At 63.7% G+C, this 20,722-nt stretch carries 17 protein-coding genes; 15 read left to right on the top strand and 2 right to left on the bottom strand.

What is annotated here, in order from left to right; translation table 11 throughout:
- Positions 1-274 precede the first annotated feature (274 nt).
- Positions 275-1,456, bottom strand: a complete 1,182-nt coding sequence (locus E6P07_RS12295) for an ATP-binding protein (protein WP_153975876.1) — start codon at positions 1,454-1,456, stop codon at positions 275-277.
- 75 nt (positions 1,457-1,531) lie between these two features.
- Positions 1,532-2,977, bottom strand: a complete 1,446-nt coding sequence (gene tnpC / locus E6P07_RS12290) for an IS66 family transposase (RefSeq protein ID WP_153975875.1) — start codon at positions 2,975-2,977, stop codon at positions 1,532-1,534.
- Between the two features lie 120 nt (positions 2,978-3,097).
- Here tnpC and rsmG point away from each other — a divergent pair, with 120 nt between their 5' ends.
- The 15 genes from rsmG to E6P07_RS12215 all read left to right on the top strand — a co-directional run bounded on the left by rsmG (position 3,098) and on the right by E6P07_RS12215 (position 20,722).
- Positions 3,098-3,757: a 16S rRNA (guanine(527)-N(7))-methyltransferase RsmG gene (gene rsmG, locus E6P07_RS12285; protein WP_246172849.1), complete on the top strand. Its 660-nt coding sequence runs from the start codon at positions 3,098-3,100 to the stop codon at positions 3,755-3,757.
- Between the two features lie 7 nt (positions 3,758-3,764).
- Positions 3,765-4,559, top strand: coding sequence for a ParA family protein (locus E6P07_RS12280; protein WP_153975874.1), 795 nt, complete (start codon positions 3,765-3,767; stop codon positions 4,557-4,559).
- A 27-nt stretch (positions 4,560-4,586) separates the two neighbouring features.
- Positions 4,587-5,519, top strand: a complete 933-nt coding sequence (locus E6P07_RS12275) for a ParB/RepB/Spo0J family partition protein (protein WP_153975873.1) — start codon at positions 4,587-4,589, stop codon at positions 5,517-5,519.
- A 117-nt stretch (positions 5,520-5,636) separates the two neighbouring features.
- Complete coding sequence (locus E6P07_RS12270; protein ID WP_153976228.1) at positions 5,637-6,014, top strand: ATP synthase subunit I; 378 nt, start codon at positions 5,637-5,639, stop codon at positions 6,012-6,014.
- Positions 6,015-6,027: 13 nt separating this feature from the next.
- Positions 6,028-6,897, top strand: a complete 870-nt coding sequence (gene atpB / locus E6P07_RS12265) for a F0F1 ATP synthase subunit A (protein ID WP_153975872.1) — start codon at positions 6,028-6,030, stop codon at positions 6,895-6,897.
- A 94-nt stretch (positions 6,898-6,991) separates the two neighbouring features.
- A complete protein-coding gene (gene atpE, locus E6P07_RS12260; RefSeq protein ID WP_105074832.1) occupies positions 6,992-7,243 on the top strand; it encodes a F0F1 ATP synthase subunit C in 252 nt (83 codons plus the stop codon).
- A gap of 83 nt (positions 7,244-7,326) precedes the next feature.
- Entirely contained in the window at positions 7,327-7,797 is a 471-nt protein-coding gene (locus E6P07_RS12255) for a F0F1 ATP synthase subunit B (RefSeq protein WP_153975871.1), read from the top strand.
- Positions 7,798-7,805: 8 nt separating this feature from the next.
- The gene (locus E6P07_RS12250; RefSeq protein ID WP_153975870.1) at positions 7,806-8,345 is read left to right on the top strand and encodes a F0F1 ATP synthase subunit delta; all 540 of its coding nucleotides are present in this window, start codon (positions 7,806-7,808) and stop codon (positions 8,343-8,345) included.
- A 13-nt stretch (positions 8,346-8,358) separates the two neighbouring features.
- Entirely contained in the window at positions 8,359-9,900 is a 1,542-nt protein-coding gene (atpA, locus tag E6P07_RS12245) for a F0F1 ATP synthase subunit alpha (protein ID WP_153975869.1), read from the top strand.
- Positions 9,901-10,027: 127 nt separating this feature from the next.
- Complete coding sequence (gene atpG, locus E6P07_RS12240) at positions 10,028-10,891, top strand: F0F1 ATP synthase subunit gamma (protein WP_153975868.1); 864 nt, start codon at positions 10,028-10,030, stop codon at positions 10,889-10,891.
- A gap of 65 nt (positions 10,892-10,956) precedes the next feature.
- A complete protein-coding gene (atpD, locus tag E6P07_RS12235) occupies positions 10,957-12,339 on the top strand; it encodes a F0F1 ATP synthase subunit beta (protein ID WP_153975867.1) in 1,383 nt (460 codons plus the stop codon).
- A 10-nt stretch (positions 12,340-12,349) separates the two neighbouring features.
- Entirely contained in the window at positions 12,350-12,775 is a 426-nt protein-coding gene (locus E6P07_RS12230; RefSeq protein ID WP_153975866.1) for a F0F1 ATP synthase subunit epsilon, read from the top strand.
- 92 nt (positions 12,776-12,867) lie between these two features.
- The gene (gene glmU, locus E6P07_RS12225) at positions 12,868-14,232 is read left to right on the top strand and encodes a bifunctional UDP-N-acetylglucosamine diphosphorylase/glucosamine-1-phosphate N-acetyltransferase GlmU (protein ID WP_153975865.1); all 1,365 of its coding nucleotides are present in this window, start codon (positions 12,868-12,870) and stop codon (positions 14,230-14,232) included.
- A 73-nt stretch (positions 14,233-14,305) separates the two neighbouring features.
- Entirely contained in the window at positions 14,306-19,246 is a 4,941-nt protein-coding gene (locus tag E6P07_RS12220) for a glycosyltransferase (RefSeq protein ID WP_162008641.1), read from the top strand.
- Positions 19,247-19,294: 48 nt separating this feature from the next.
- Positions 19,295-20,722, top strand: a complete 1,428-nt coding sequence (locus E6P07_RS12215) for an autotransporter outer membrane beta-barrel domain-containing protein (protein ID WP_153975863.1) — start codon at positions 19,295-19,297, stop codon at positions 20,720-20,722.

The raw sequence follows: 20,722 nt of genomic DNA, 5'->3' as shown, positions 1-20,722 counted from the left end.
AACGACGGAGAAGGAACGTGCCAGCAGTCGTAAACGATTAGTTTGAAGGCGATGGTAATACATGCCTGACAATCTAAGATGTCATCATCGGTTTGCACGGTTTTGATAAAGGTGAAATGGAGCGGCTATGAGCGATGATCCAGGCCCTGTGGCATCACGCAAGACCGCCGAAGCCGCTTCCCGGATCGATCCGGGACCGTTAGCCTTGAGTAAACCTCATCCAGGCGTCAGATCCTGTCGCACACGCGGCCCCATGAGCGCGGCCCGATTCCCTTCAAGTCGTCTCATCTCGCCAATCACGGCACGTCGCCAATGATCGCCAGGATCGGATCTCGGTCTGTTCGCGCTGATACGAGTCCTCACCGCCGTAGATCAGCCACCCCGGCCAGGTCTCATCACCCGCATAGCCCTGCCAGCGATGTAGCGCCTTGAGCCACTCGTGCACGAAGGTCGCGCCGGATTTGATCTCGATCGGTTGCAGTCGCGTGCCGGATGCAAACAGCACATCGACCTCGTTCCCCGTGTTGTCGCGCCAGAAATAGAGATCCGGCGGACGTCCGGCATTGAATCGCTGTTTGATCAGTTCGCTGACCACCCAGGTCTCAAACAGCGCCCCGCGTTGCGCATGGATGCCCAGGGTACCGGCCTCGCGGATCCCGAGCAGCGCGGCGGCCAGTCCGGTATCCAGGAAATAGAGCTTGGGCGTCTTGACCAGACGTTTGCCGAAGTTGTGGTGATAGGGCAGCAGTCGCCAGACCAGATAGCTCGCCTCCAGCACGGTGAGCCATTCACGTGCCGTCGTGTGCGAGATCCCGCTGTCGGCCGCCAGCGCCGACAGGTTGAGCAGCTGACCGGTGCGCGCCGCGCACAGCCGCACGAAGCGCTGGAAGCGCGTCAGATCACGGACCTGGATCAACTGCCGGACATCGCGTTCCAGATAGGTCGCGATATAGTTGGGAAACCAGTCGTTCGGCGACAGGGGACGGTCATAGAGCGGCGGATAGCCACCCTGCCACAACAGCGTATCGAGATCCGCCGGCAACCATCCGGCCGCCGCCAGTTCCGCCGCTGAGAACGGCAGCAACTCCAGGCGTCCGACCCGACCGGCCAGCGACTGGCCAATCCGAGCCATCGACCCGAACTGCTGGGAGCCGATCAGGATGAAGTCCCCCATCCGCCGGCGTTCATCGACCAGCGCCTGGAGATAGGAAAAGAGCGCCGGGACATGCTGAGCCTCATCGATGACCGCCCCCTCACGAAAGCGCGCCAGAAAGCCGCGCGGGTCGCTGTGCGCAAACTCGCGATGTTCCGGATCTTCCAGCGAGACATAGGGCCGATCGGCAAACAGGGTCCGGGCCAGCGTCGTCTTGCCGGACTGTCGGGGACCGGTGATCGTCAGGATCGGGAAGCCTTGCGCCAGACGCTGGGCGGTGGTTTGGGCGAGACGGGGTATCATGTTCAAATCTTACAAATCGAATACAAAAGCTTCAATATGTAAAATCTTGGTAACTGTTCAGGTGCCCCGGGGAAGCTACCCCGAGAAATTCGGCTGAGGGGTGTTGCCCTTGAACACTTGGATGAGGGATTGGAAGAGGTCGAAGTGCTGCTTCTGCAGGGTGGCGAGGTAGGAGCGGATGGTGCAGAAGGCTAAAGCGCCTTCGGTGGTGCGGAAGCAACCGGCGATCTTGTGCTTGACCTTGGGCATGCGGATCGCTTGTTCGGCAAGGTTGTTACTGAACGGAACGCGTGGATCGGTCGTGAAGCGCAGGACATCGTCGGCATGATCACGCAATCGTCGGTAGAGATTGAACGGCACGCTTTGCGCCGTGCGCCCGCGTCTGCCGCTGGCGGGTTTGGCTGGATTGGCGGCGGCCGCTTCAGCAAGGATCGCCTCGTAGTGAGTGCGGATCGCCTGGATGCGCAGAGCCGTCAGCGGCTGGCCATGGGCGGCCGCCGTTTCATGGTGGGCACAGACCAACAAATCGATCATGCGCTTGGCCCACGCTTGTCCGCATTCCTCATGGACGAAGGTCAATTCACGCAGATGATGGGCGTTGCACAGCGCATGGGTGCAGGTCAGTTCCCGATACGAGGCCCAGCCGTCATGAACCAGCGTTCCCTTGAGCCGATACAGCAGACCGAAGTCCTCAAACGCCGCCTTGCCGCGCTTGGCATGCAGACCCAGCCAGGTCAGGGTGTCGGTCACCGCGGTGTGCAGCCAGTTGAGCTTGCCTGCCACGCGAAAGCCAGACTCGTCGGCGCCCGCGACATCCGCCTGAGCGACCGCATCCGCGATCCGCGCGACCGTCGGAGCCAACCGCTCACTCGCCTCCCCGATCATGGCCTGAACCGTGCCGGTCGAGATCGGCACACCATACAGGTCTGCAAGGACGTTGGCGGTGCGCGCCACGGGCAGCATGTGGTGCTGCGTCAGATAGACCGCCTGCGCCTTGACGCCGGGGCCATATTGAACCGGGGCCGTGACCTCGGGCGGGAATTCGCTGCGGTGCAGTTTGCCGCAGGTGCAGCGCAGCGCGTGAATCCGGTGCTCGGTCACTTCCATTGTCACCGGCGGCAGATCGAAGACCTGGCGGATTTCGGTCGTGGCCTGCCCCGTGAGCGATTCGCCGCAGACGTCGCATACCTCGGGCAGTGGATGATCCACCACGTGATCGGGCTGCGCCACTTGCTTGAGCGTCGAACCGGAATGACCCGGCTGACCGCCAGGCGGTCGGCTTCCCTGCTTGCGCATCGACTTCGTCTTCTTCAAGCCTTCGGCCGAGGATGGAATGCTCGAGTTGCGGCTGTTCTTCGCCATCTGCCCGCGCAGATGGGCGACTTCCCCCTGCAGCCGGGTCACTTCCGCTGTCAGCCGGACGACTTCCTGGCGCAACGCGGTGACCCAATCCCACAGCAGATGAATGAGTGCGTCTTTCTCCGCGTGCGTCAGGTCAGCAAGATCGGGCAGTCTTTCCATGCCGCTTATTGTCAGCTGTCCTTCCCGTTCTTAAACCCGGATCAGAGACTCTTTTATGGGGAACCTGAACAGTTACAAATCTTGATCCAAGACCGCCATGAAGGATCCGACGGAGCTTCCGTGAAGCAGGCTGCACATTCTCCAGAGGCCACCCAGTGGCCGATCATCGAGGACCGGCTGTCCCAAGGCTGTGCCGCGCTCGGCCTAAGGCCGACGCCCGAACAACAGGCGCGCCTCATCGCCTTCCTCCGGCTGCTCGCGCGCTGGAATCAGGCGTATAACCTAACCGCCGTGCGCGATCCGCTGGCGATGGTCGCCAAGCATCTGCTCGACAGTCTGGCGATCGCGCCCTTCCTATTTGGCGAGACGGTGCTCGATGTCGGCACTGGCGCCGGTCTCCCTGGACTGCCGCTGGCCATCCTCGCGCCCGAACGCCGCTTCTGGCTGCTCGACAGCAACAACAAGAAGATCCGCTTCGTGCGTCAGGCGGTGCTCGAACTGGGTCTGACCAACGTCGAGCCGGTGCAGTCGCGCATCGAGGCGTACCGACCAGGACGAAAATTCAGTACCATAGTCAGCCGTGCAGTCGCGGCCGAATCGGTCGTCCCGGTTTTGAACGCCGGTCTCTGCGATCGACCGGGCCGGCTGCTACTCATGAAGGGACGCGCAGACGAGGCCGCTGAGGACAGGCGCTGGGTCGCGATCAACCCTTGCGTCCATCGTCTGACGATCCCCTTTCTCGACGCGCCACGTCATCTGATCGAACTCCGGAGTGACTGAGTCGACCATGGTCAACATCATCGCGATCGCCAACCAGAAGGGCGGGGTCGGCAAGACCACCACGGCGGTCAATCTGGCCGCCGCTTTGGCCTTCATGCGCCGCCGCGTGCTGCTGATCGATCTCGATCCGCAGGGCAATGCGACCATGGGTTGTGGGGTCGACAAGCATCAGATCGAGCATACGACCTGCGATCTACTCCTGACCGATGTGCCCATCGCCGACTGTCTACAGCGCGTCACCGAGCCCGCACCCGGATTCGACCTGCTGCCGTCCAACGCCGATCTGACCGCCGCTGAGATCGGGCTGCTCGACTCGCCCGAGCGCGAACAGCGCCTGAGCCGAGTATTGGCCACGGCGGTCGGCGCCTATGAATTGGTCATCATCGACTGCCCGCCCTCGCTCAACATGCTCACGCTCAATGCCCTGGTCGCGGCGCACGGCGTGCTGATCCCGATCCAGTGCGAGTATTACGCGCTCGAAGGGCTGTCCTCGCTGCTCGACACCATCGAACAGATACGCGAGAGCCGCAACGCCGGTCTGCGCATCGAGGGCATCCTGCGCACCATGCACGACCCGCGCAACAATCTGGCCAATCAGGTCTCGACCCAGCTCGTCGCCCATTTCAAGGATCAGGTCTATAGCACCATCATCCCGCGCAACGTCCGGGTGGCTGAGGCACCTAGTCATGGCCAGTCGGTCCTGACCTATGATCCGCAGTCGCGTGGCGCGCTCGCCTATCTGGCGCTCGCCAGCGAGGTGCTGCGCCGTCACGAAAAACGCCGTCAGGCTGAAGCGGCCTGATCCCGACTCAATCGATCCCGATAGGCGATGGATACAAGCGAACAGCAAAAGAGTGCGCCGCGTAAGAAAGGACTCGGACGCGGACTCGACGCCCTGTTGGGCGCGGCCCGCACCCCGGTGCCGCGACCCAACCCGGCCAGTGGCGAGCCCCAGACACCCATTGAAACAATCCGCCGTCTGCCGCTGGAACACATCCAGCGCGGTCGCTATCAGCCGCGGCGCAATTTCGACCCCGAGGCGCTCAGCGAGCTGGCTGACTCCATCCGCGCCCAGGGCGTGATCCAGCCGATCCTGGTGCGTCCGCTCGCCGAGCCGAGCGCGAGCGGCGCGCGTTATGAGATCATCGCTGGCGAACGCCGCTGGCGCGCCGCGCAACAGGCCGGCTTGAGCGAGATCCCCGCATTCGTGCGCGAGGTCGATGAGCGCACGGCGCTGGCCATCGCACTGATCGAGAACATCCAGCGCGCCGACCTCAATCCGTTGGAAGAGGCCAGCGCACTTGAACGTCTGGTGACTGAATTCGATCTGACCCATCAGGAGGTCGCCGAGGCGGTCGGCAAATCGCGCGCCACGGTCAGCAATCTGCTGCGCCTGCTGGAACTCAATGCCGACGTCAAGGAGCTTTTGGCGAGGTCGCAGCTTGAGATGGGCCATGCGCGCGCCGTGCTCGGACTCAAGGGCGAGGTCCAGAGTCAGGTCGCGCGCCAGGTGGTCGCCGCCGGACTCTCGGTGCGCGCGACCGAGCGCCTGGTGCGAAGGCTCCAGCAGGCCGAGACCTCGAATGCGCCTCCCAAGCCGACGCGGATGGAAGATCCCGACATCCGCCGACTCCAGGACGACCTGACCGATCGTCTTGGTGCTCAAGTCCGAATCCAGCACGGTCGGGGCGGCTCAGGCAAACTGGTGATTGCCTATAACAGCCTAGACGAACTCGACGGCATCCTCGCGCACATCCAGTAATCAAACACCGAGGCTGCACTTCCGAACCGATGGCGTTTACTGATGTTGACCCTGTATTCGTGAATACTTAAAATCGCGGGATTGTGAGTGCGGAGCTTCCTCACTCACGTCGATTCAATGCAACAGCCGAACGCACTTCAAGCCCGAAGAGTCCTAAAAACCCAGTCGATCTTCGGTTTGATCCTGACCATCGTCGCCCTGCCGTTCGGCAGTCCAGTTGCGATTTCAGTCCTGATCGGGGCCGGAACTTGCTGGCTGGCTAACGCCCTACTGGTGGTTTGGGTCTTTCGTCCTTATCGCGCCCAGACCCCGGGGAGATTGGTTTTGCGTTTTTACAGCGCCGAGGTCGTGAAGATCACCCTGATCCTCGTGCTCCTCGGGACTGCGTTCGCGATCTATGACGAATTGAACATGCCGGCCTTGCTTGGCGCCTACCTCCTGGTCCAAGTAATTCCGACCCTGATTGCCGCTCAAATGGGCAGCCGAACCCAGTAGTGAGAGATAATCGATGGCTTCTTCCGAAACCCTCACCTCCCAAGGCTACATCCAGCACCATCTCACCAACCTGACGCTCGGTTGGCATCCCGAACATGGTCTGGGCTTCGCGCATGACAGTGCCGAAGCGGCGGAGATGGGCTTTTGGGCCATCAATGTCGATACCCTGTTCTTCTCGATCCTGCTCGGATCGCTGTTCCTATGGTTCTTCAAGGGCGTGGCCGAGCGCGTGACCGCTGGGGTGCCGGGCACGGCACAGAACTTCGTCGAATGGGTCGTCGAGTTCGTCGAGGAGAATGTGCGCGGCTCTTTCACTCATAAAAACGCCATGGTCGCCCCACTGGCGCTGACCATCTTCGCCTGGGTGTTCCTGATGAACCTCATGGACCTGGTGCCGGTCGATCTGATCCCGCATCTGTTTGCGCAGTTGTTCGCCACCCTAGGCGCCGATCCGCATCACGTCTATCTCAAGATCGTGCCGACCACGGACCCGAACGCCACCTTCGGCATGGCGCTCATGGTGTTCATCCTGGTGCTCTATTACAGCCTCAAGATGAAGGGGCTCGGCGGCTTCATCGGCGAGCTGACCCTACAACCCTTCGGCAAGTGGGGCCTGCCCGCGAACCTGATCCTGGAAGGGATCAGCCTGCTCTCCAAACCGGTCTCGCTCGCCCTACGACTCTTCGGCAACATGTATGCCGGCGAGATGATCTTCATCCTGATCGCGCTCCTCTACGGCGGCGGGCTGCTGCTGGCCGGCACCGCGGGTGTGTTGCAATTCGTCTGGGCGGTGTTCCACATCCTGATCATCACGCTGCAGGCCTTCATCTTCATGGTGCTGACCATCGTCTATCTGGACATGGCACACCAGGAACATCACTGATCGTCCGCCCGGGTGTCGCGCCCTCGGGTCGCGACACCCGCCCAGTTTCGTCAATCAACAGCTCGTCTTTTTACTCAAACCCTTGGGGGATCTCATGGAACTCGAAGTTGCACAAGCATTCGCTGCCGCTATCAAGTTTATCGGCGCGGGACTCATGCTCGGTCTAGGCGCGGTCGGCGCCGGTGTGGGCATTGGTGTCTTAGGCGGTCGCTTCCTGGAGGGCGCTGCACGTCAGCCGGAACTGATCCCGATGCTGCGTACCCAGTTCTTCATCGTCATGGGTCTGGTCGACGCCCTGCCGGTCATCGCGATCGCCATGGGTCTGTACCTGATGTTCGCCGCCTAAACCGTCATCCGGTTGTAGCCGGTCCTTAAGGACACTCGCCTGTCATCCTGACGAGGTCCAAGGCAAGGGCAAGAGGCAACGCTATGAACATCAATCTGACCCTGTTTGCCCAGATGATCACCTTCGCGGTGTTCGTCGGGTTCTGCATGAAGTACATCTGGCCGCCGATCATAAAGGCCTTGGCGGAACGCAAGGCCAAGATCGCCGAGGGTCTCGCCGCCGCGGAGCGTGGTCACCAGGAGAAGGCGCTCGGCGAGCAGCGTGCGCTAGAGCTGATGAAAGAGGCCAAGGCCAACGCGGCCGAGATCATCAACCAGGCCCAGAAGCGCGCGACCGACATCGTCGAGGAGGCAAAATCCGACGCCCGCGCCGAGGGCGAGCGACTGATCGCTGCCGCCAAGGCGGAGATCGAGCGCGAGATCAATCGCGCCCGCGAAGAACTGCGCGAGAAGGTCGCTGTGCTGGCCATCGCCGCCGCCGAGAAGATCCTAAAGAAAGAGATCGACATCGCGGCCCATCGCGCGCTCGTCGACGATTTCGCCAAGCAGCTCTAGGGAACACCATGGCCGGAGAACTCACCACCATCGCGCGCCCCTATGCCGAGGCCGCCTTCGCGCACGCCAAGGAGTCTGGACAGGTCGATGCCTGGTCCGAGGCATTGACGCTGCTGGCGACCCTGACCTCGGATCCGCTCATGGCCGCGCAGATCGGCAATCCGACCGTGCCGCGCGAACGGATCCGCGACCTGTTGCTCGCCCTCTGTGGTGACGCGCTTCCGGCAGGCCCGGCCAATCTGGTGCGCCTGCTTGCCGCCAACGCGCGACTTGCGGCCATCCCCGAGATCGCACGCCTCTTCGAGGAGCGTCGCGTCGCCGACCAAGGCGTGCGTCACGTCCTGGTGCGCAGTGCGTTCGAGGTCGAGGAGGCGCAGCGCTCGGCCCTGGCCGAGGCGCTGGCAAGGCGCCTGGGCGCCCGGGTCGATCTGAGCTTCGAGACCGACACCGCCCTCATCGGTGGGCTCGAGATCCGTGCCGGCGACCTCGTCATCGACCACTCGGTGCGCGGTAAGATCAAGCAACTGGCCCATGCCCTGCAATTCTGAACTGGACACCGCCATGCAACTGAATCCATCCGAGATCAGCGATCTCATCAAGCAGAAGATCGAGCAATTCGAGCTTCAGACCGAGGCCCGCACCGAGGGCACAGTGGTCAGCCTGACCGACGGCATCGTGCGCATCCACGGGCTGTCCGAGGCTCGGTACTATGAGATGCTCGAGTTTCCTGGAAACACCTACGGATTGGCGCTGAACCTGGAGCGTGACTCGGTGGGCGCTGTGGTCCTGGGCGACTACACCCATTTGTCCGAGGGCGATTGGGTCCGGTGCACGGGGCGCGTCCTGGAAGTCCCGGTCGGCGAGGGGCTGCTGGGCCGTATCGTCGATGCCCTGGGCAACCCGATCGACGGCAAGGGTCCGATCCAGGCCGCCGGGACCTCGCCGATCGAGAAGGTCGCGCCGGGCGTCATCGCGCGCAAGTCGGTCGACCAGCCGGTTCAGACCGGTCTCAAGGCCATCGATGCCATGGTGCCGATCGGGCGCGGCCAGCGCGAGCTGATCATCGGCGACCGTCAGACCGGCAAGACCGCGGTGGCCATCGACGCCATCATCAATCAGAAGGGCACCGGCATTAAATGTATCTATGTCGCCGTCGGCCAGAAGAACTCCTCGATCGCCGCCATCGTGCGCAAGCTCGAGGAGCATGGCGCCATGGACCACACCATCATCGTCGCCGCCCCGGCCGCCGACTCGGCCGCCATGCAGTTCATCGCACCCTATGCCGGCTGCACCATGGGCGAGTACTTCCGCGACCAGGGCGAGGACGCGCTCATCGTCTATGACGACCTGACCAAACAGGCCTGGGCCTATCGTCAGGTCTCGCTGTTGCTGCGCCGTCCACCGGGGCGCGAGGCCTATCCGGGCGATGTCTTCTATCTACACTCCCGACTCTTGGAGCGCGCGGCACGTGTCAACGCCGACTATGTCGAGAAGATGACCCAGGGCCGGGTCAAGGGTAAGACCGGCTCTTTGACCGCGCTGCCCATCATCGAGACCCAGGCCGGCGACGTGTCCGCCTTCGTCCCGACCAATGTGATCTCGATCACCGACGGTCAGATCTTCCTCGAGACCGACCTCTTCAACGCGGGTATCCGCCCGGCCATCAATGCTGGTCTGTCGGTCTCGCGTGTCGGCGGTGCGGCCCAGACCAAGATCATCAAGAAGCTCGGCGGCGGTATCCGTCTAGCACTGGCCCAGTATCGCGAGCTGGCGGCCTTCTCGCAGTTTGCCTCCGACCTGGACGAGGCGACCCGCAAGCAGCTCCAGCGCGGCGAGCGCGTCACCGAGCTCATGAAGCAGACCCAGTACTCGCCGATGAGCGTCGGTCAGATGGCCATCTCGCTGTTTGCAGCCAACGAGGGCTACCTCGACGACATCGAGGTCAAGAAGGTCGTTGACTTCGAGCGTGCGCTCCAGAGCTATGTGAAGTCAACCCGCGCGGATCTGCTGGCCAAGATCGACGCGACCGGCGATTTCAACGACGAGATCGCCCAGGCCATGCACGCCGCGATCAGGGACTTCAAGGCCAACAACACCTGGTAACAGCCGCCGGCGACCAGCCCCCTGCCCCAGCCAGGGTCTGGCGGCAGGCGGGTTGCATCTCGACATCGATCGAGCCTCCTCGACCCGTCAGCCAATGGTTGGCGGCGGGAGGCCGGGAGCTTAATGAATGGCAGGCGCCAAAGAAATCCGCAGCAAGATCGCAAGCATCAAGAGCACGCAGAAGATCACCAAGGCCATGCAGATGGTCGCGGCCTCCAAGATGCGCAAGGCCCAGGAGCGCATGGCCGCCTCCCGTCCCTACGCGGAGAAGATGCTCCAGGTCATCAGTCATCTGGCCAACGCCACCCCCGAGTATCGGCACTCGTTCATGGCGATCGAGCGTCCGCGCAAGCGGGTCGGTTACATCGTCGTCTCGTCCGATCGCGGTCTGTGTGGCGGACTCAACAGCAACCTGTTCCGGCGCCTGGTCGCCGAGATCCGGGAGCAACGTGCCGCCGGCATCGAGCCGGTCTTCTGCACCATCGGCGCCAAGGCACTCGCCTTCTTCAAGCGCTTCGGCGGCGAGGTCAGGGCGCAGGTGACCCATCTGGGCGACCAGCCGCACATCGAGGACCTGGTCGGCACGATCAAGGTCATGCTCGATGCCTTCGAAGCGGGCGAAATCGATGCGCTCTACATCGTGAACAACGAGTTCGTCAACACCATGACCCAGCGTCCGGTGATCCGCCAACTGGTGCCGCTCGTCGCCGGCGAGCGCGAGTCCATGCCCTATCACTGGGATTACATCTACGAACCGGACGCCAAGACGGTCCTGGATGCCCTGTTGACGCGCTATATCGAGTCGCTGGTCTATCAGGCCGTGGTCGAGAACACTGCCTGCGAGCAGGCCGCGCGCATGGTCGCGATGAAGGCCGCCTCGGACAACGCCGGCAACCTGATCAGTGAGTTGCAGCTCGTCTACAACAAGGCGCGTCAGGCCGCCATCACCCAGGAGATCTCCGAGATCGTGAGCGGCGCCGCCGCCGTCTAACCAGCCGGGTACGGGATCAAAACAGAATCGCTTAAGTGGCTGTGAGGCCAAAGAGGATAAAGACTATGAGTTCCGGTAACGTGGTGGAAATCATCGGCGCCGTGGTGGACGTGCAGTTCCCGCGCGGCGCGATGCCCAAGGTCTATGAGGCGCTCAAGATCGAATCGATCGGTCTGACGCTAGAGGTCCAGCAGCAGCTCGGCGACGGCGTGGTGCGCACCATCGCCATGGGTTCGACCGATGGTCTGCAACGCGGTGTGGCGGTCACCGCCACGGGCGCGCCCATTCAGGTGCCGGTCGGTCAGGCGACCCTGGGCCGCATCATGGACGTGCTTGGCAACCCCATCGACGAGCAGGGCGAGATCCAGAGCGCCGAGCGCTGGTCGATCCATCGCCCCGCGCCCAGGCTGGAGGACCAGGCGACCTCGACCGAGGTCCTGGAGACCGGGATCAAGGTCATCGACCTGATCATGCCGATCGCCAAGGGCGGCAAGGTCGGCCTGTTCGGCGGCGCCGGCGTCGGCAAGACCGTGACCCTGATGGAGCTGATCCGCAACATCGCCGTCGAGCACTCGGGCTTCTCGGTGTTCGCTGGGGTCGGCGAGCGCACGCGCGAGGGGAACGACTTCTATCACGAGATGAAGGAAGGCGGCGTGCTCGACAAGGTGGCCCTGGTCTATGGCCAGATGAATGAGCCGCCGGGTAATCGTCTGCGCGTGGCGCTCACTGGGCTCACCATGGCCGAGTACTTCCGGGACGAAGGCCGTGACGTCCTGATGTTCATCGACAACATCTATCGTTACACCCTGGCCGGTACCGAGGTCTCGGCCCTGCTCGGGCGCATGCCGTCCGCGGTGGGCTACCAGCCGACCCTGGCCTCCGAGATGGGTGCCCTGCAGGAGCGCATCACCTCGACCCGTGTGGGCTCCATCACCTCGTTCCAGGCCGTCTATGTGCCTGCCGACGACCTGACCGACCCCTCACCGGCCACCACCTTCGCGCACCTGGACGCCACCCTGGTGCTGTCGCGTCAGATCGCCGAGCTGGGGATCTATCCGGCCGTGGATCCGCTCGACTCCACCAGCCGTATCCTCGACCCCAATGTCGTCGGCGCCGAGCACTACGAGACCGCGCGCGCTGTGCAGGGCACGCTCCAGCGCTACAAGGAGCTTAAGGACATCATCGCCATCCTGGGCATGGATGAGCTCTCGGAAGAAGACAAACTCACCGTCAACCGCGCGCGCAAGATCCAGCGCTTCCTGTCGCAGCCCTTCTTCGTCGCCGAGGTCTTCACCGGCGCGCCCGGTAAGTTCGTGCCGGTCAAGGACACCATCCAGGGCTTCAAGGCCATCGTCAACGGCGAGTACGACCACCTGCCCGAGCAGGCCTTCTACATGGTCGGCGGCATCGAGGAAGCGGTCGAGAAGGCCAAGAAGATGGCCAACTGAGGGGGCTCCCATGGCAATGACAATCCGCGTCGATATCGTCAGCGCCGAGGGCGCCATCCACTCCGGCCCTGCGACCATGGTCTATGCCACCGCGGAGATGGGCGAGGTGGGGATCGCCCCGCGTCATACCGCCTTCATCAGCCGACTGCGTCCGGGCGACGTGCGGATCGAGAACGAACACGGCGAGCAGGAGCATTTCTATGTCTCCGGCGGCATGCTCGAGGTCCAGCCGCATGTGGTCACGGTCCTGGCCGACACCGCCATCCGCGCCCGCGACCTCGACGAGGCCGCCGCGCTCGAGGCCAAGCGGCGCGCCGAGGATGCCCTCGCCGGTCAGAAGGCCGAGTTCGAGTATGCCAAGGCCCAGGCCGAGCTGGCCGAGGCCGTGGCGCAGCTGCGAGCGATCGAGAAGCTGCGCAAGATGAAGCGTGGCTGAGCGGTCCGGCGATCTGCGCCAAGTCTGTTCGATCCGAACAGACGCCCCCGCTCAGTGATGACGGGGGCGTTTTTCTTTATGGAGTCTGAGCGATGAAGACAGGTGTCGTGATCCTGGCGGCGGGGCAGGGCAGGCGGATGCGCTCGCGTCGGCCCAAGGTGCTGCATCCGCTCGCAGGGCGCCCGTTGTTGGCGCATGTCCTGGCGGCGGCGCGGGCGCTCGATCCGGCGCGGGTCGTGGTGGTTTATGGGCATGGCGGGGAAGAGGTGCGTGCGGCATTGGCCGACGAGGATTGCGTGTGGGTCGAACAGCCCGAGCAGCGCGGCACCGGCCATGCCGTGCTCCAGGCCCTGCCGGCGCTGTCCGACCTGGATGTGGTGCTGGTGCTCTATGGTGATGTGCCACTGATCAGGCCAGAGACCCTGGGGCGGTTGGTCGCCCTAGCGAGGACGACGCCCCTGGCGGTCCTGACGGCCGAGCTGGATGACCCGAGCGGCTATGGCCGCATCCTGCGCGGTGCCGCAGGTCGTCTGGTCCGCATCGTCGAGGAGCGGGACGCCACACCCGCAGATCGCGCGCTCCGCGAGGTCAATACCGGCTTCCTGGTCGCCGATCGGGCACGTCTGGTGTCCTGGCTCGACCAGATCGACGCTGACAACGCCCAGGGCGAATATTATCTGACCGATATCATCGAGCTGGCCACGCGCGCAGGCGTGACAGTCGCCACCACCCAGCCAGGGTCTCCTGAGGAGATCCTGGGCGTCAACGATCGGATCCAGCTCGCCGCGCTGGAGCGGATCCATCAGCGCCAGCAGGCCGAGGCGCTGATGCGCTCGGGCGTGACGCTCGCCGACCCCGCGCGCTTCGACCTGCGCGGTCGGCTCGAGGCCGAGCCGGATGTCTTCATCGATGTCAATGTCGTCATCGCGGGTGAGGTACGCCTCGCCGCGGGTGTCAGGGTCGGTCCCAATTGTGTGCTCAAGGACTGCATCATCGGTCCGGACACCGAGATCCTGTCCCACTGTGTCATCGAGTCGGCCGAGATCGGGGCCAATGCCCGCATCGGTCCCTTTGCGCGGCTACGCCCCGAGACGCGGCTGGCCGACGACACCCAGATCGGCAACTTCGTCGAGATCAAAAAGACCCAGGTCGGACGCGGGAGCAAGGTCAATCACCTGACCTATCTGGGGGATGCCGAGGTCGGGGCCGGGGTCAATGTCGGGGCCGGGACCATCACCTGCAACTATGACGGCGTCAACAAGTTCAAGACCCGGATCGGCGATGGTGCCTTCATCGGCTCCAACACGGCGCTGGTGGCGCCGGTCGAGGTCGGTTCAGGTGCCACCATCGGCGCCGGATCGGTGATCACGCGCGATGCCCCCGCCGATCAGCTTACCCTGGCCCGTGCCCGTCAGGTCACGGTCCCGGGCTGGAAGCGCCCCGTCAAGGGGCGCTGAGCGCAATCCGCGGATCTCCAAACACCCCGTCTCTGGTTGCACGCCGGTGCTTAGACTCCGATCATCTCCGTCCATGGACGATTCACTCCTGCCCCCCCAGCCGAGCGCCCAGGGCTTGGAGATCCTGATCCCAGTCTTCAACGGCTATGAGTCGGTCCGGCGCTGTCTCGACAGCGTGCTTGCCCATTCACCCGCCGACTGCGCGATCCGTATCCTCGACGATGCCAGCACCGATCTGCGGCTCCTCGACTGGCTGGATGAACTGGAGTCCCGCGAGCCTCGGGTCTCGGTCAATCGTGCAGACGAGAATCTCGGTTTCGTCGGCAACGTGAATCGAGGTCTGGCGACGGCGTGCGGTGATGTGATCCTGCTCAACTCGGATACCGTCGTCACCGCGGGTTGGGTCGAAAGGCTGCTCGCCTGTGCCGCGAGCGACCCGCGCATCGCCCTGGTCTGTCCGCTCTCCAACAACGCCACCATCCTCTCGGTCCCGCGCATGAATGGGGACAACCCCATTCCGGATGGGCTGACGATCGATCGTTTCGGCGCCCTGGTGGAGTCCGTCTCGGCCCGCCGCTATCCGCGCCTACCGGTCGCGGTCGGCTTCTGTATGCTGATCCGCTGGGAGGCGATTCAACGTCTGGGTCTGCTGCACCGCGCCTATCACCGCGGCTATGGCGAGGAATGCGACTACTCGCTGCGGGCGTGGGAGGCCGGGTTCGAGGTCGCCTGCTGCGATGATGTCTTCGTCTATCACGAGGGGGAACAAAGTTTCGGCACGATCGCGGGCATGGAGTGGATCAAGCGTCGCAATGAATCCGTCCTGCTGGCGCGCTGGCCGTTTTATCACCGGCTCATCCGGCGTTTCTGTCAGCTCAATCCGCTGCGCGAGGTCCAGGAACGCATCCTGACCGGTCTGGCCCATGCCCGTGGTGACCGCGCACCGCACATCCTCTCTCTGCTCCATTCCTACCACGCGCTGGGCGGGACCGAACTCCATTCGCGCGCCCTGGTGGAGGGGCTTGCCGAGACCTATCGCGTCACGGTGCTCTTTCCCGACGAGACCGATCCCTATCTGGACTATGGCTGCGTGGCTGACCACGAATGGTTTCGGGTCCTCGCCTATCAGCGGGCCCTGATCCAAGGGACCCCCAGACTATTCGGCCAGGTCGCCAGCCTGCGCAATGCGGTCGTGGAGTCGAGCTTTGCGCGCCTCTTGGCCGGTGGCTCGGTCGCACTCGTGCACGTCCAGCATCTGTTGCACTGGGGCACGCTGGAGTTGCCGCTGATCGCACGGCGGCTCGGGGCCGTCGTGGTGCTGTCGCTGCACGACTACTTCCTGTTCTGCCCGGTGTTCGACATGCTGCGGCCCGATGGGACGCCCTGCGACAAGGCACGCGCTGAGGCCACTGACCCCGAGTGTCTGGACTGTCTGATCCAGCACTCGTCCGCCGAGGAGACACCGGATCGTCTGCGTCTTTATCTGCACGCCCGGCACGCCAAGCTGTGCGAGGTCTTTGCCGCGTCCACCGCGATCGTCTCGCCCTCGCGTTTCGTGTTGGAGCGCTTTCGCCGCGCCTATGGCGATGCCCTGGCCGCCAAGGTGCGGGTCATCCCGCATGGGATCCCGGATCTCGGTCGGGCACCAAAGCCCAGTCTCAGCCCGGTCTTTCGGCTCGGGGTCTTTGCCAATCTGTCGCGGCGCAAGGGGGCCGAAAAGCTGCTCGAGACGATCGGGCTGTTGAGAGCACGGCGGTGCTGCCTCGAGATCCTGCACTTTGGTGGCGTCGATCCGGACTATCTGGGGCCTTTGGATGCAGCCGGTGTGCGCCGCCAGGGTGTCTATCGTCACCAGGACCTCGCGCGTCTGACGGCTGAGGTCGATCTAGCGCTGGTGCCCTCGGTCTATGAGGAGACCTTCTGTCTGACCATCGCCGAGCTTCAAGCACTGGGCGTGCCCGTGCTGGCCTTCGGGGTCGGGGCGATCCCGGAGCGCATCCAGGATGGCGTGACCGGGTTTTTGGTCATGGAAGCGAGCGCACGCGCCCTCGCCGAGCGCATCGAGCGACTGATCGCGGATCCCGAGCCGTTGCGCCAGGTCCGGGCACGGCTGCGTGCGCACTCGGTCAAGTCGCTGGCGAGCAATGTCCTGGACTATGCCGAACTCTACGCCGAGTTGCTCGATGGGTACGCCGCTCAGCCGTCGTCCGACCTGAGCGAGATCCTGGCTGACCTGGACTCAGCGCCTGGGTCCGATAACTTGGTCGCGATGTCGAGCGCACTCTTGAAGGCATTCACCCCGGACTGGGGACGCCTGCAGGCGGGCTATGGCGAACCGAACTATCGGCGCTGGTTGGAGTCGCAGGGGGTCTATCGATCACCCTGCTATGGCCGAGAGGCCGAGGAGCGGTTTGAGCTCTTGATGGTGATCTTCGAGTTCGAGCGCGAACCCGGGGCGCTCGCCGCGACCCTAGACTCGCTCCTCACCCCCTCCAACCTCAGGCGCGGGCTCCAGTGTCTGGTCGTCAGCCGGTTTGACCCGCTGCCAGTTCAGCGCCCAGCCTGCCAGTGGCTGCGGGTCGCGCACCATCAGTCCGTCGCCCGTCTCGTCAATCGTCGGCTGGCCGAGTGGCGCGGAGACTGGATCGGCTTGATGGTCGCCGGCGATCGGCTGCATCCGGCAGCGCTCGGCCTGCTGCGCGGCCACATCACTCAATCGCCCAGGTGGCGTCTGATCTATACCGACGAGGATCGGATCGCCGAGGATGGACGTCGCTATCACCCGATCTTCAAGCCCGACTTCGATCTCGATCTGCTGCGTTGCCAGGACTACCTCGGCGATCTCTGTCTGATCGCGCGCGATGCGGTTTTGGACTGCGGCGGTCTGCTGCCCCAGATCGAGGTCGCACGCCTGGACCTCTGTCTCAAGGTGGCCGATCGCTTCGGTGAGTCGGCGATCGGTCATATCCCGCACGTCCTCTATCATCGTGCCGACAGCCGGTCAGTCTCTCCACCAGCGTTTGAGGCGATCGCCAAGGTCCTCACCGCCCATCTCGAGCGCCGTCGCACCCGCGCCCAGGTTCGCGCCACCTCGGTACCCTGGATCCACTGGATCGACCATCCGGTCTTACCCAAGGCCCGGACCACGCTGCTGGTGCTCACCCAGGGCGATGTCCAGGCGGTCACCGAACTGATCGACTCGATCCGTCCTCAGCTCGGACGATTGGAGATCCTGGTATTGGACTTCCAACGCAAGGGGGCGCTGCCCAAGCCGTCCCAGGCATTGATCGAGGTCGGCGCGGTACGCTGGCAGCGGGCCGCGTCGGGGGAAAACATCGCCCATTCCCTGAATCGGGCGATCCGCTCCCTTAAGACCGACCGGGTGCTGGTGGTCCACGATGGTCTGCGCGCGCGACCTGGCTCGGCCCTGACGATCCTATTCGGTCTGATCGATCGCCCTGAGGTCGCCCTGGTCGGTCCCTGTATCCTAGACCCCGAGGGACGGATCCTGCAGGGCTACCCGCTGCTGGGTTTTTGGCCGCTGGGTGTCATGGGCCAACTCCATCGCGGCCAGGGCCTGGGCGATACGGCGGACGGGTCTTTGAACCGCCACCTCTGTGTACAGCGCTGCGCCACTGTCTCGGATCAGGCGTTCGCCCTCTGGCTACCGGCCTTCAAGCAGGCGGGTGGTTTCGATGCGACGGCGTTTCCAAATGCCTGGTATCTCCTCGATCTCGGTCTGCGCCTGGCCGATCTGGGCTACCAGACACTCTGGACACCCCACGCGACCCTGGTCGCAGAACCCGGGCGCGGACGCTTCCAAGGCTATCGCCGCCGCAAGCTCAAGGGGAGCGAGGTGGCCGAGGAGGTGGCGCGACTCTACCAGCGCTGGCTGCCACGCCTGGCCCGCGATCCGGCCTACAACCCGAACTTGAGCCTGCGCGATCCAAGCGCCCAACCTGAGACCGAGATCGAGCAGGCCTGGGATCCGGTGCTCTGCGAAGTGCCGCGTCTGCTGGGGTTTCCGGGCGACCATGGGGGCAGTGGTCACTATCGGGTGATCGATCCACTGACCAGCCTGCGCACCCAGGGGCTGGCCTGTTGTGCCCTGGTCCCGTCCGACAGGCCGATACGTCCGCCGAGTGTGGTCGAGCTCGAACGGCTCGCGCCCGATACCCTGCTTTTGCACAATGCGCTCCATGACCGGCATCTGCATGCCTTAGAGCTCTATCGACGCTACACCCAAGCACGGTTGGTCTTCTCGCTAGATGACCTGATCACCAAGCTTCCACCCTGGAATCCATTTCGAGACACCAACTACCCGGACCTCGAGCGGCGTCTCGACCAGGCGCTCGGGCTCTGTGACCGTCTAGTGGTCAGTACCCCCTTGCTCGCCGAGTTCTACGGCGGGCGCCATGGGGATATACGGGTGGTCCCGAATCGTCTGCCGCGGGCGCGTTGGCAGGGGTTGATCGACGGCCAGGCCCGAGCAAAGCACTCGGGACGCAAGCCGCGGGTCGGCTGGGCCGGAGCCGCCCAACACGCCGCCGATCTCGAATGGTTGGCGCCCGTGGTCGCCGCCCTGGCCGATGAGGTCGAATGGTGTTTTCTTGGCCTGTGTCCGGATGCACTCAGACCCTATGCCCGGATCGTGCAGCCGATGGTCGAGTTCGTGCGCTATCCATCCGCCTTGGCTGGGCTCAAGTTGGATGTTGCGATCGCCCCCTTGGCGTTGCATGATTTCAACCGCTGTAAAAGCGCAATCAAACTCCTGGAATACGGCGCGCTCGGCATCCCGGTCATTTGCACCGACATCGAACCCTACCGCGAGGCACCGGTCGAGCGTCTGCCAAACCATCCGCCCCTCTGGATCGAGGCCCTGCGCGCGCGTCTGGCCGATCTGGAGTCCGCGCACCGCGAAGGCCGCGCGTTGCAGCGCTGGGTAGAGTCCGGTTGGATGTTGGATGACGCACTCCCCGCCTGGATCGAGGCACTGTCTCCGAGTCCATCTTGATTCGCCAATCAAACCATCGAGACCTAACTAATAATCGGGAGGACGATCATGATCAAAAAGCGTCAAGCCGCGATCAGTGCGGCGATCCTAGGGTTGGCCTGTTATGGCGACTCCTCAGATCTGGCCGCCGAAGAGTCATGGGTCGGTTCTGTGGTCAACACTGCCGTTCCCCAAGCGAGTCCAGCTTCGGATCCGGGGAGCGTCTTGGCCAGCGGTGCGACCCTAGAGCAGGTCTCTTCGGAGACCGGAAACACCAATACGGTTGGGGTAGGCAAGACGGTCTTCGACGCCTGTCGCAGTGGGGCTAATGTCGGCACCCAGTTCCAGGAGGATTGTACCCTGTTGGTGGTCGGCGGCACCGAGGATGCCTCAGGTACCGCCCGCACCCTGACCACCTTGACGCCCGACCAGATCCTAGCGCCGCGGACGGCTTCGGTGGAGCAGGTCAAGGCTGGGATCGGGGTGGTATCGCTGCGTATGGAGAATCTGCGTCTCGCCGGTCAAACGGCGGGCCCTCCCTTCCAGAGGTTGAATGCGTCCAACCCGCTCCTCGGCGCTACGGGTGGCGGAGCCAGCGGCGACCTGCAAATCGGGCGTGGTGGTGCCTTTTTCAATTTCAAATATCTCGATGCCGAGCAGAATCGCAATCGCTACACCTCGGGTTATGATCAGGATGGTGTGCGCTTTACGCTAGGCGCTGACTATCGGTTCAAGGAGGATCTGATCCTGGGTGTGTTCGGCAACTATGCCTCGGGGGGCACGGATTATTGGCGCAATAAAGGCGACATGGATACCAGTACCTGGGGGCTGGGTCTTTATGGCACTCGGTATTGGGACAATGGGGCCTTCGTCGAGGGGGTGCTCGGGTATGACGTCAGCGATTACGACCTGACCCGCCGGATCGATTACGACATCCAGGTCGGCGGGGTCCTGACCCAGGTGCGGCAACGGGCGACCTCGACCCCAGAGGCAGGCACCTTCTATACCACGCTCGGCGGTGGTTACAACCTCGAGACCGGTGCATTCAACTTCACGCCCGCTTTGAGCCTGAACTACCTGCGCACTGAGATCGACTCCTATCGCGAGCGGATGTCGGATCCAACGGCACCCGGCGGTAGTCTGGCGATCGCCTATGATCGTCAGACCTACACCTCGTTCAGTTCCCGTCTAGGCTTCATGGTATCCAAGGCGTTCAGTTCAAGCGTTGGGGTCTGGGTGCCACAGCTGAGCCTCGATTGGGTCCATGAGTTCGTGGGCGATCAGGACCGGATCGATGCCCGCTTCGTCAATGATCTGAGCGCGACCCCCCTGATGATCTCGACGACCAATCCGGATCGGAATTACTTCGACCTCGGGATCGGGATCTCCGGCCAGTTCGCCGAGGGGCGCTCGGCATTTTTGGCGATCAACAAGTTGCTGGGATACGAGGACGTGGAGAGCTATACGATCTCCGGGGGCATCCGACTGGAGTTTTGA

Origin of the sequence: Thermochromatium tepidum ATCC 43061, assembly GCF_009664085.1 — a bacterium.
Classification (GTDB): Bacteria; Pseudomonadota; Gammaproteobacteria; order Chromatiales; family Chromatiaceae; genus Thermochromatium; species Thermochromatium tepidum.
The sequence above is the reverse complement of the archived record's forward strand: the minus strand, read 5'-3'. Positions and strand labels throughout refer to the sequence as shown.

What these genes read in the sequence shown, in the direction of transcription:
- E6P07_RS12295 (WP_153975876.1), bottom strand. Translation starts at nt 1,456, where the DNA reads ATGATACCCCGTCTCGCCCAAACCACCGCCCAGCGTCTGGCGCAAGGC.
- tnpC (WP_153975875.1), bottom strand. Translation starts at nt 2,977, where the DNA reads ATGGAAAGACTGCCCGATCTTGCTGACCTGACGCACGCGGAGAAAGAC.
- E6P07_RS12280 (WP_153975874.1), top strand. Translation starts at nt 3,765, where the DNA reads ATGGTCAACATCATCGCGATCGCCAACCAGAAGGGCGGGGTCGGCAAG.
- E6P07_RS12275 (WP_153975873.1), top strand. Translation starts at nt 4,587, where the DNA reads ATGGATACAAGCGAACAGCAAAAGAGTGCGCCGCGTAAGAAAGGACTC.
- E6P07_RS12270 (WP_153976228.1), top strand. Translation starts at nt 5,637, where the DNA reads ATGCAACAGCCGAACGCACTTCAAGCCCGAAGAGTCCTAAAAACCCAG.
- atpB (WP_153975872.1), top strand. Translation starts at nt 6,028, where the DNA reads ATGGCTTCTTCCGAAACCCTCACCTCCCAAGGCTACATCCAGCACCAT.
- atpE (WP_105074832.1), top strand. Translation starts at nt 6,992, where the DNA reads ATGGAACTCGAAGTTGCACAAGCATTCGCTGCCGCTATCAAGTTTATC.
- E6P07_RS12255 (WP_153975871.1), top strand. Translation starts at nt 7,327, where the DNA reads ATGAACATCAATCTGACCCTGTTTGCCCAGATGATCACCTTCGCGGTG.
- E6P07_RS12250 (WP_153975870.1), top strand. Translation starts at nt 7,806, where the DNA reads ATGGCCGGAGAACTCACCACCATCGCGCGCCCCTATGCCGAGGCCGCC.
- atpA (WP_153975869.1), top strand. Translation starts at nt 8,359, where the DNA reads ATGCAACTGAATCCATCCGAGATCAGCGATCTCATCAAGCAGAAGATC.
- atpG (WP_153975868.1), top strand. Translation starts at nt 10,028, where the DNA reads ATGGCAGGCGCCAAAGAAATCCGCAGCAAGATCGCAAGCATCAAGAGC.
- atpD (WP_153975867.1), top strand. Translation starts at nt 10,957, where the DNA reads ATGAGTTCCGGTAACGTGGTGGAAATCATCGGCGCCGTGGTGGACGTG.
- E6P07_RS12230 (WP_153975866.1), top strand. Translation starts at nt 12,350, where the DNA reads ATGGCAATGACAATCCGCGTCGATATCGTCAGCGCCGAGGGCGCCATC.
- glmU (WP_153975865.1), top strand. Translation starts at nt 12,868, where the DNA reads ATGAAGACAGGTGTCGTGATCCTGGCGGCGGGGCAGGGCAGGCGGATG.
- E6P07_RS12220 (WP_162008641.1), top strand. Translation starts at nt 14,306, where the DNA reads ATGGACGATTCACTCCTGCCCCCCCAGCCGAGCGCCCAGGGCTTGGAG.
- E6P07_RS12215 (WP_153975863.1), top strand. Translation starts at nt 19,295, where the DNA reads ATGATCAAAAAGCGTCAAGCCGCGATCAGTGCGGCGATCCTAGGGTTG.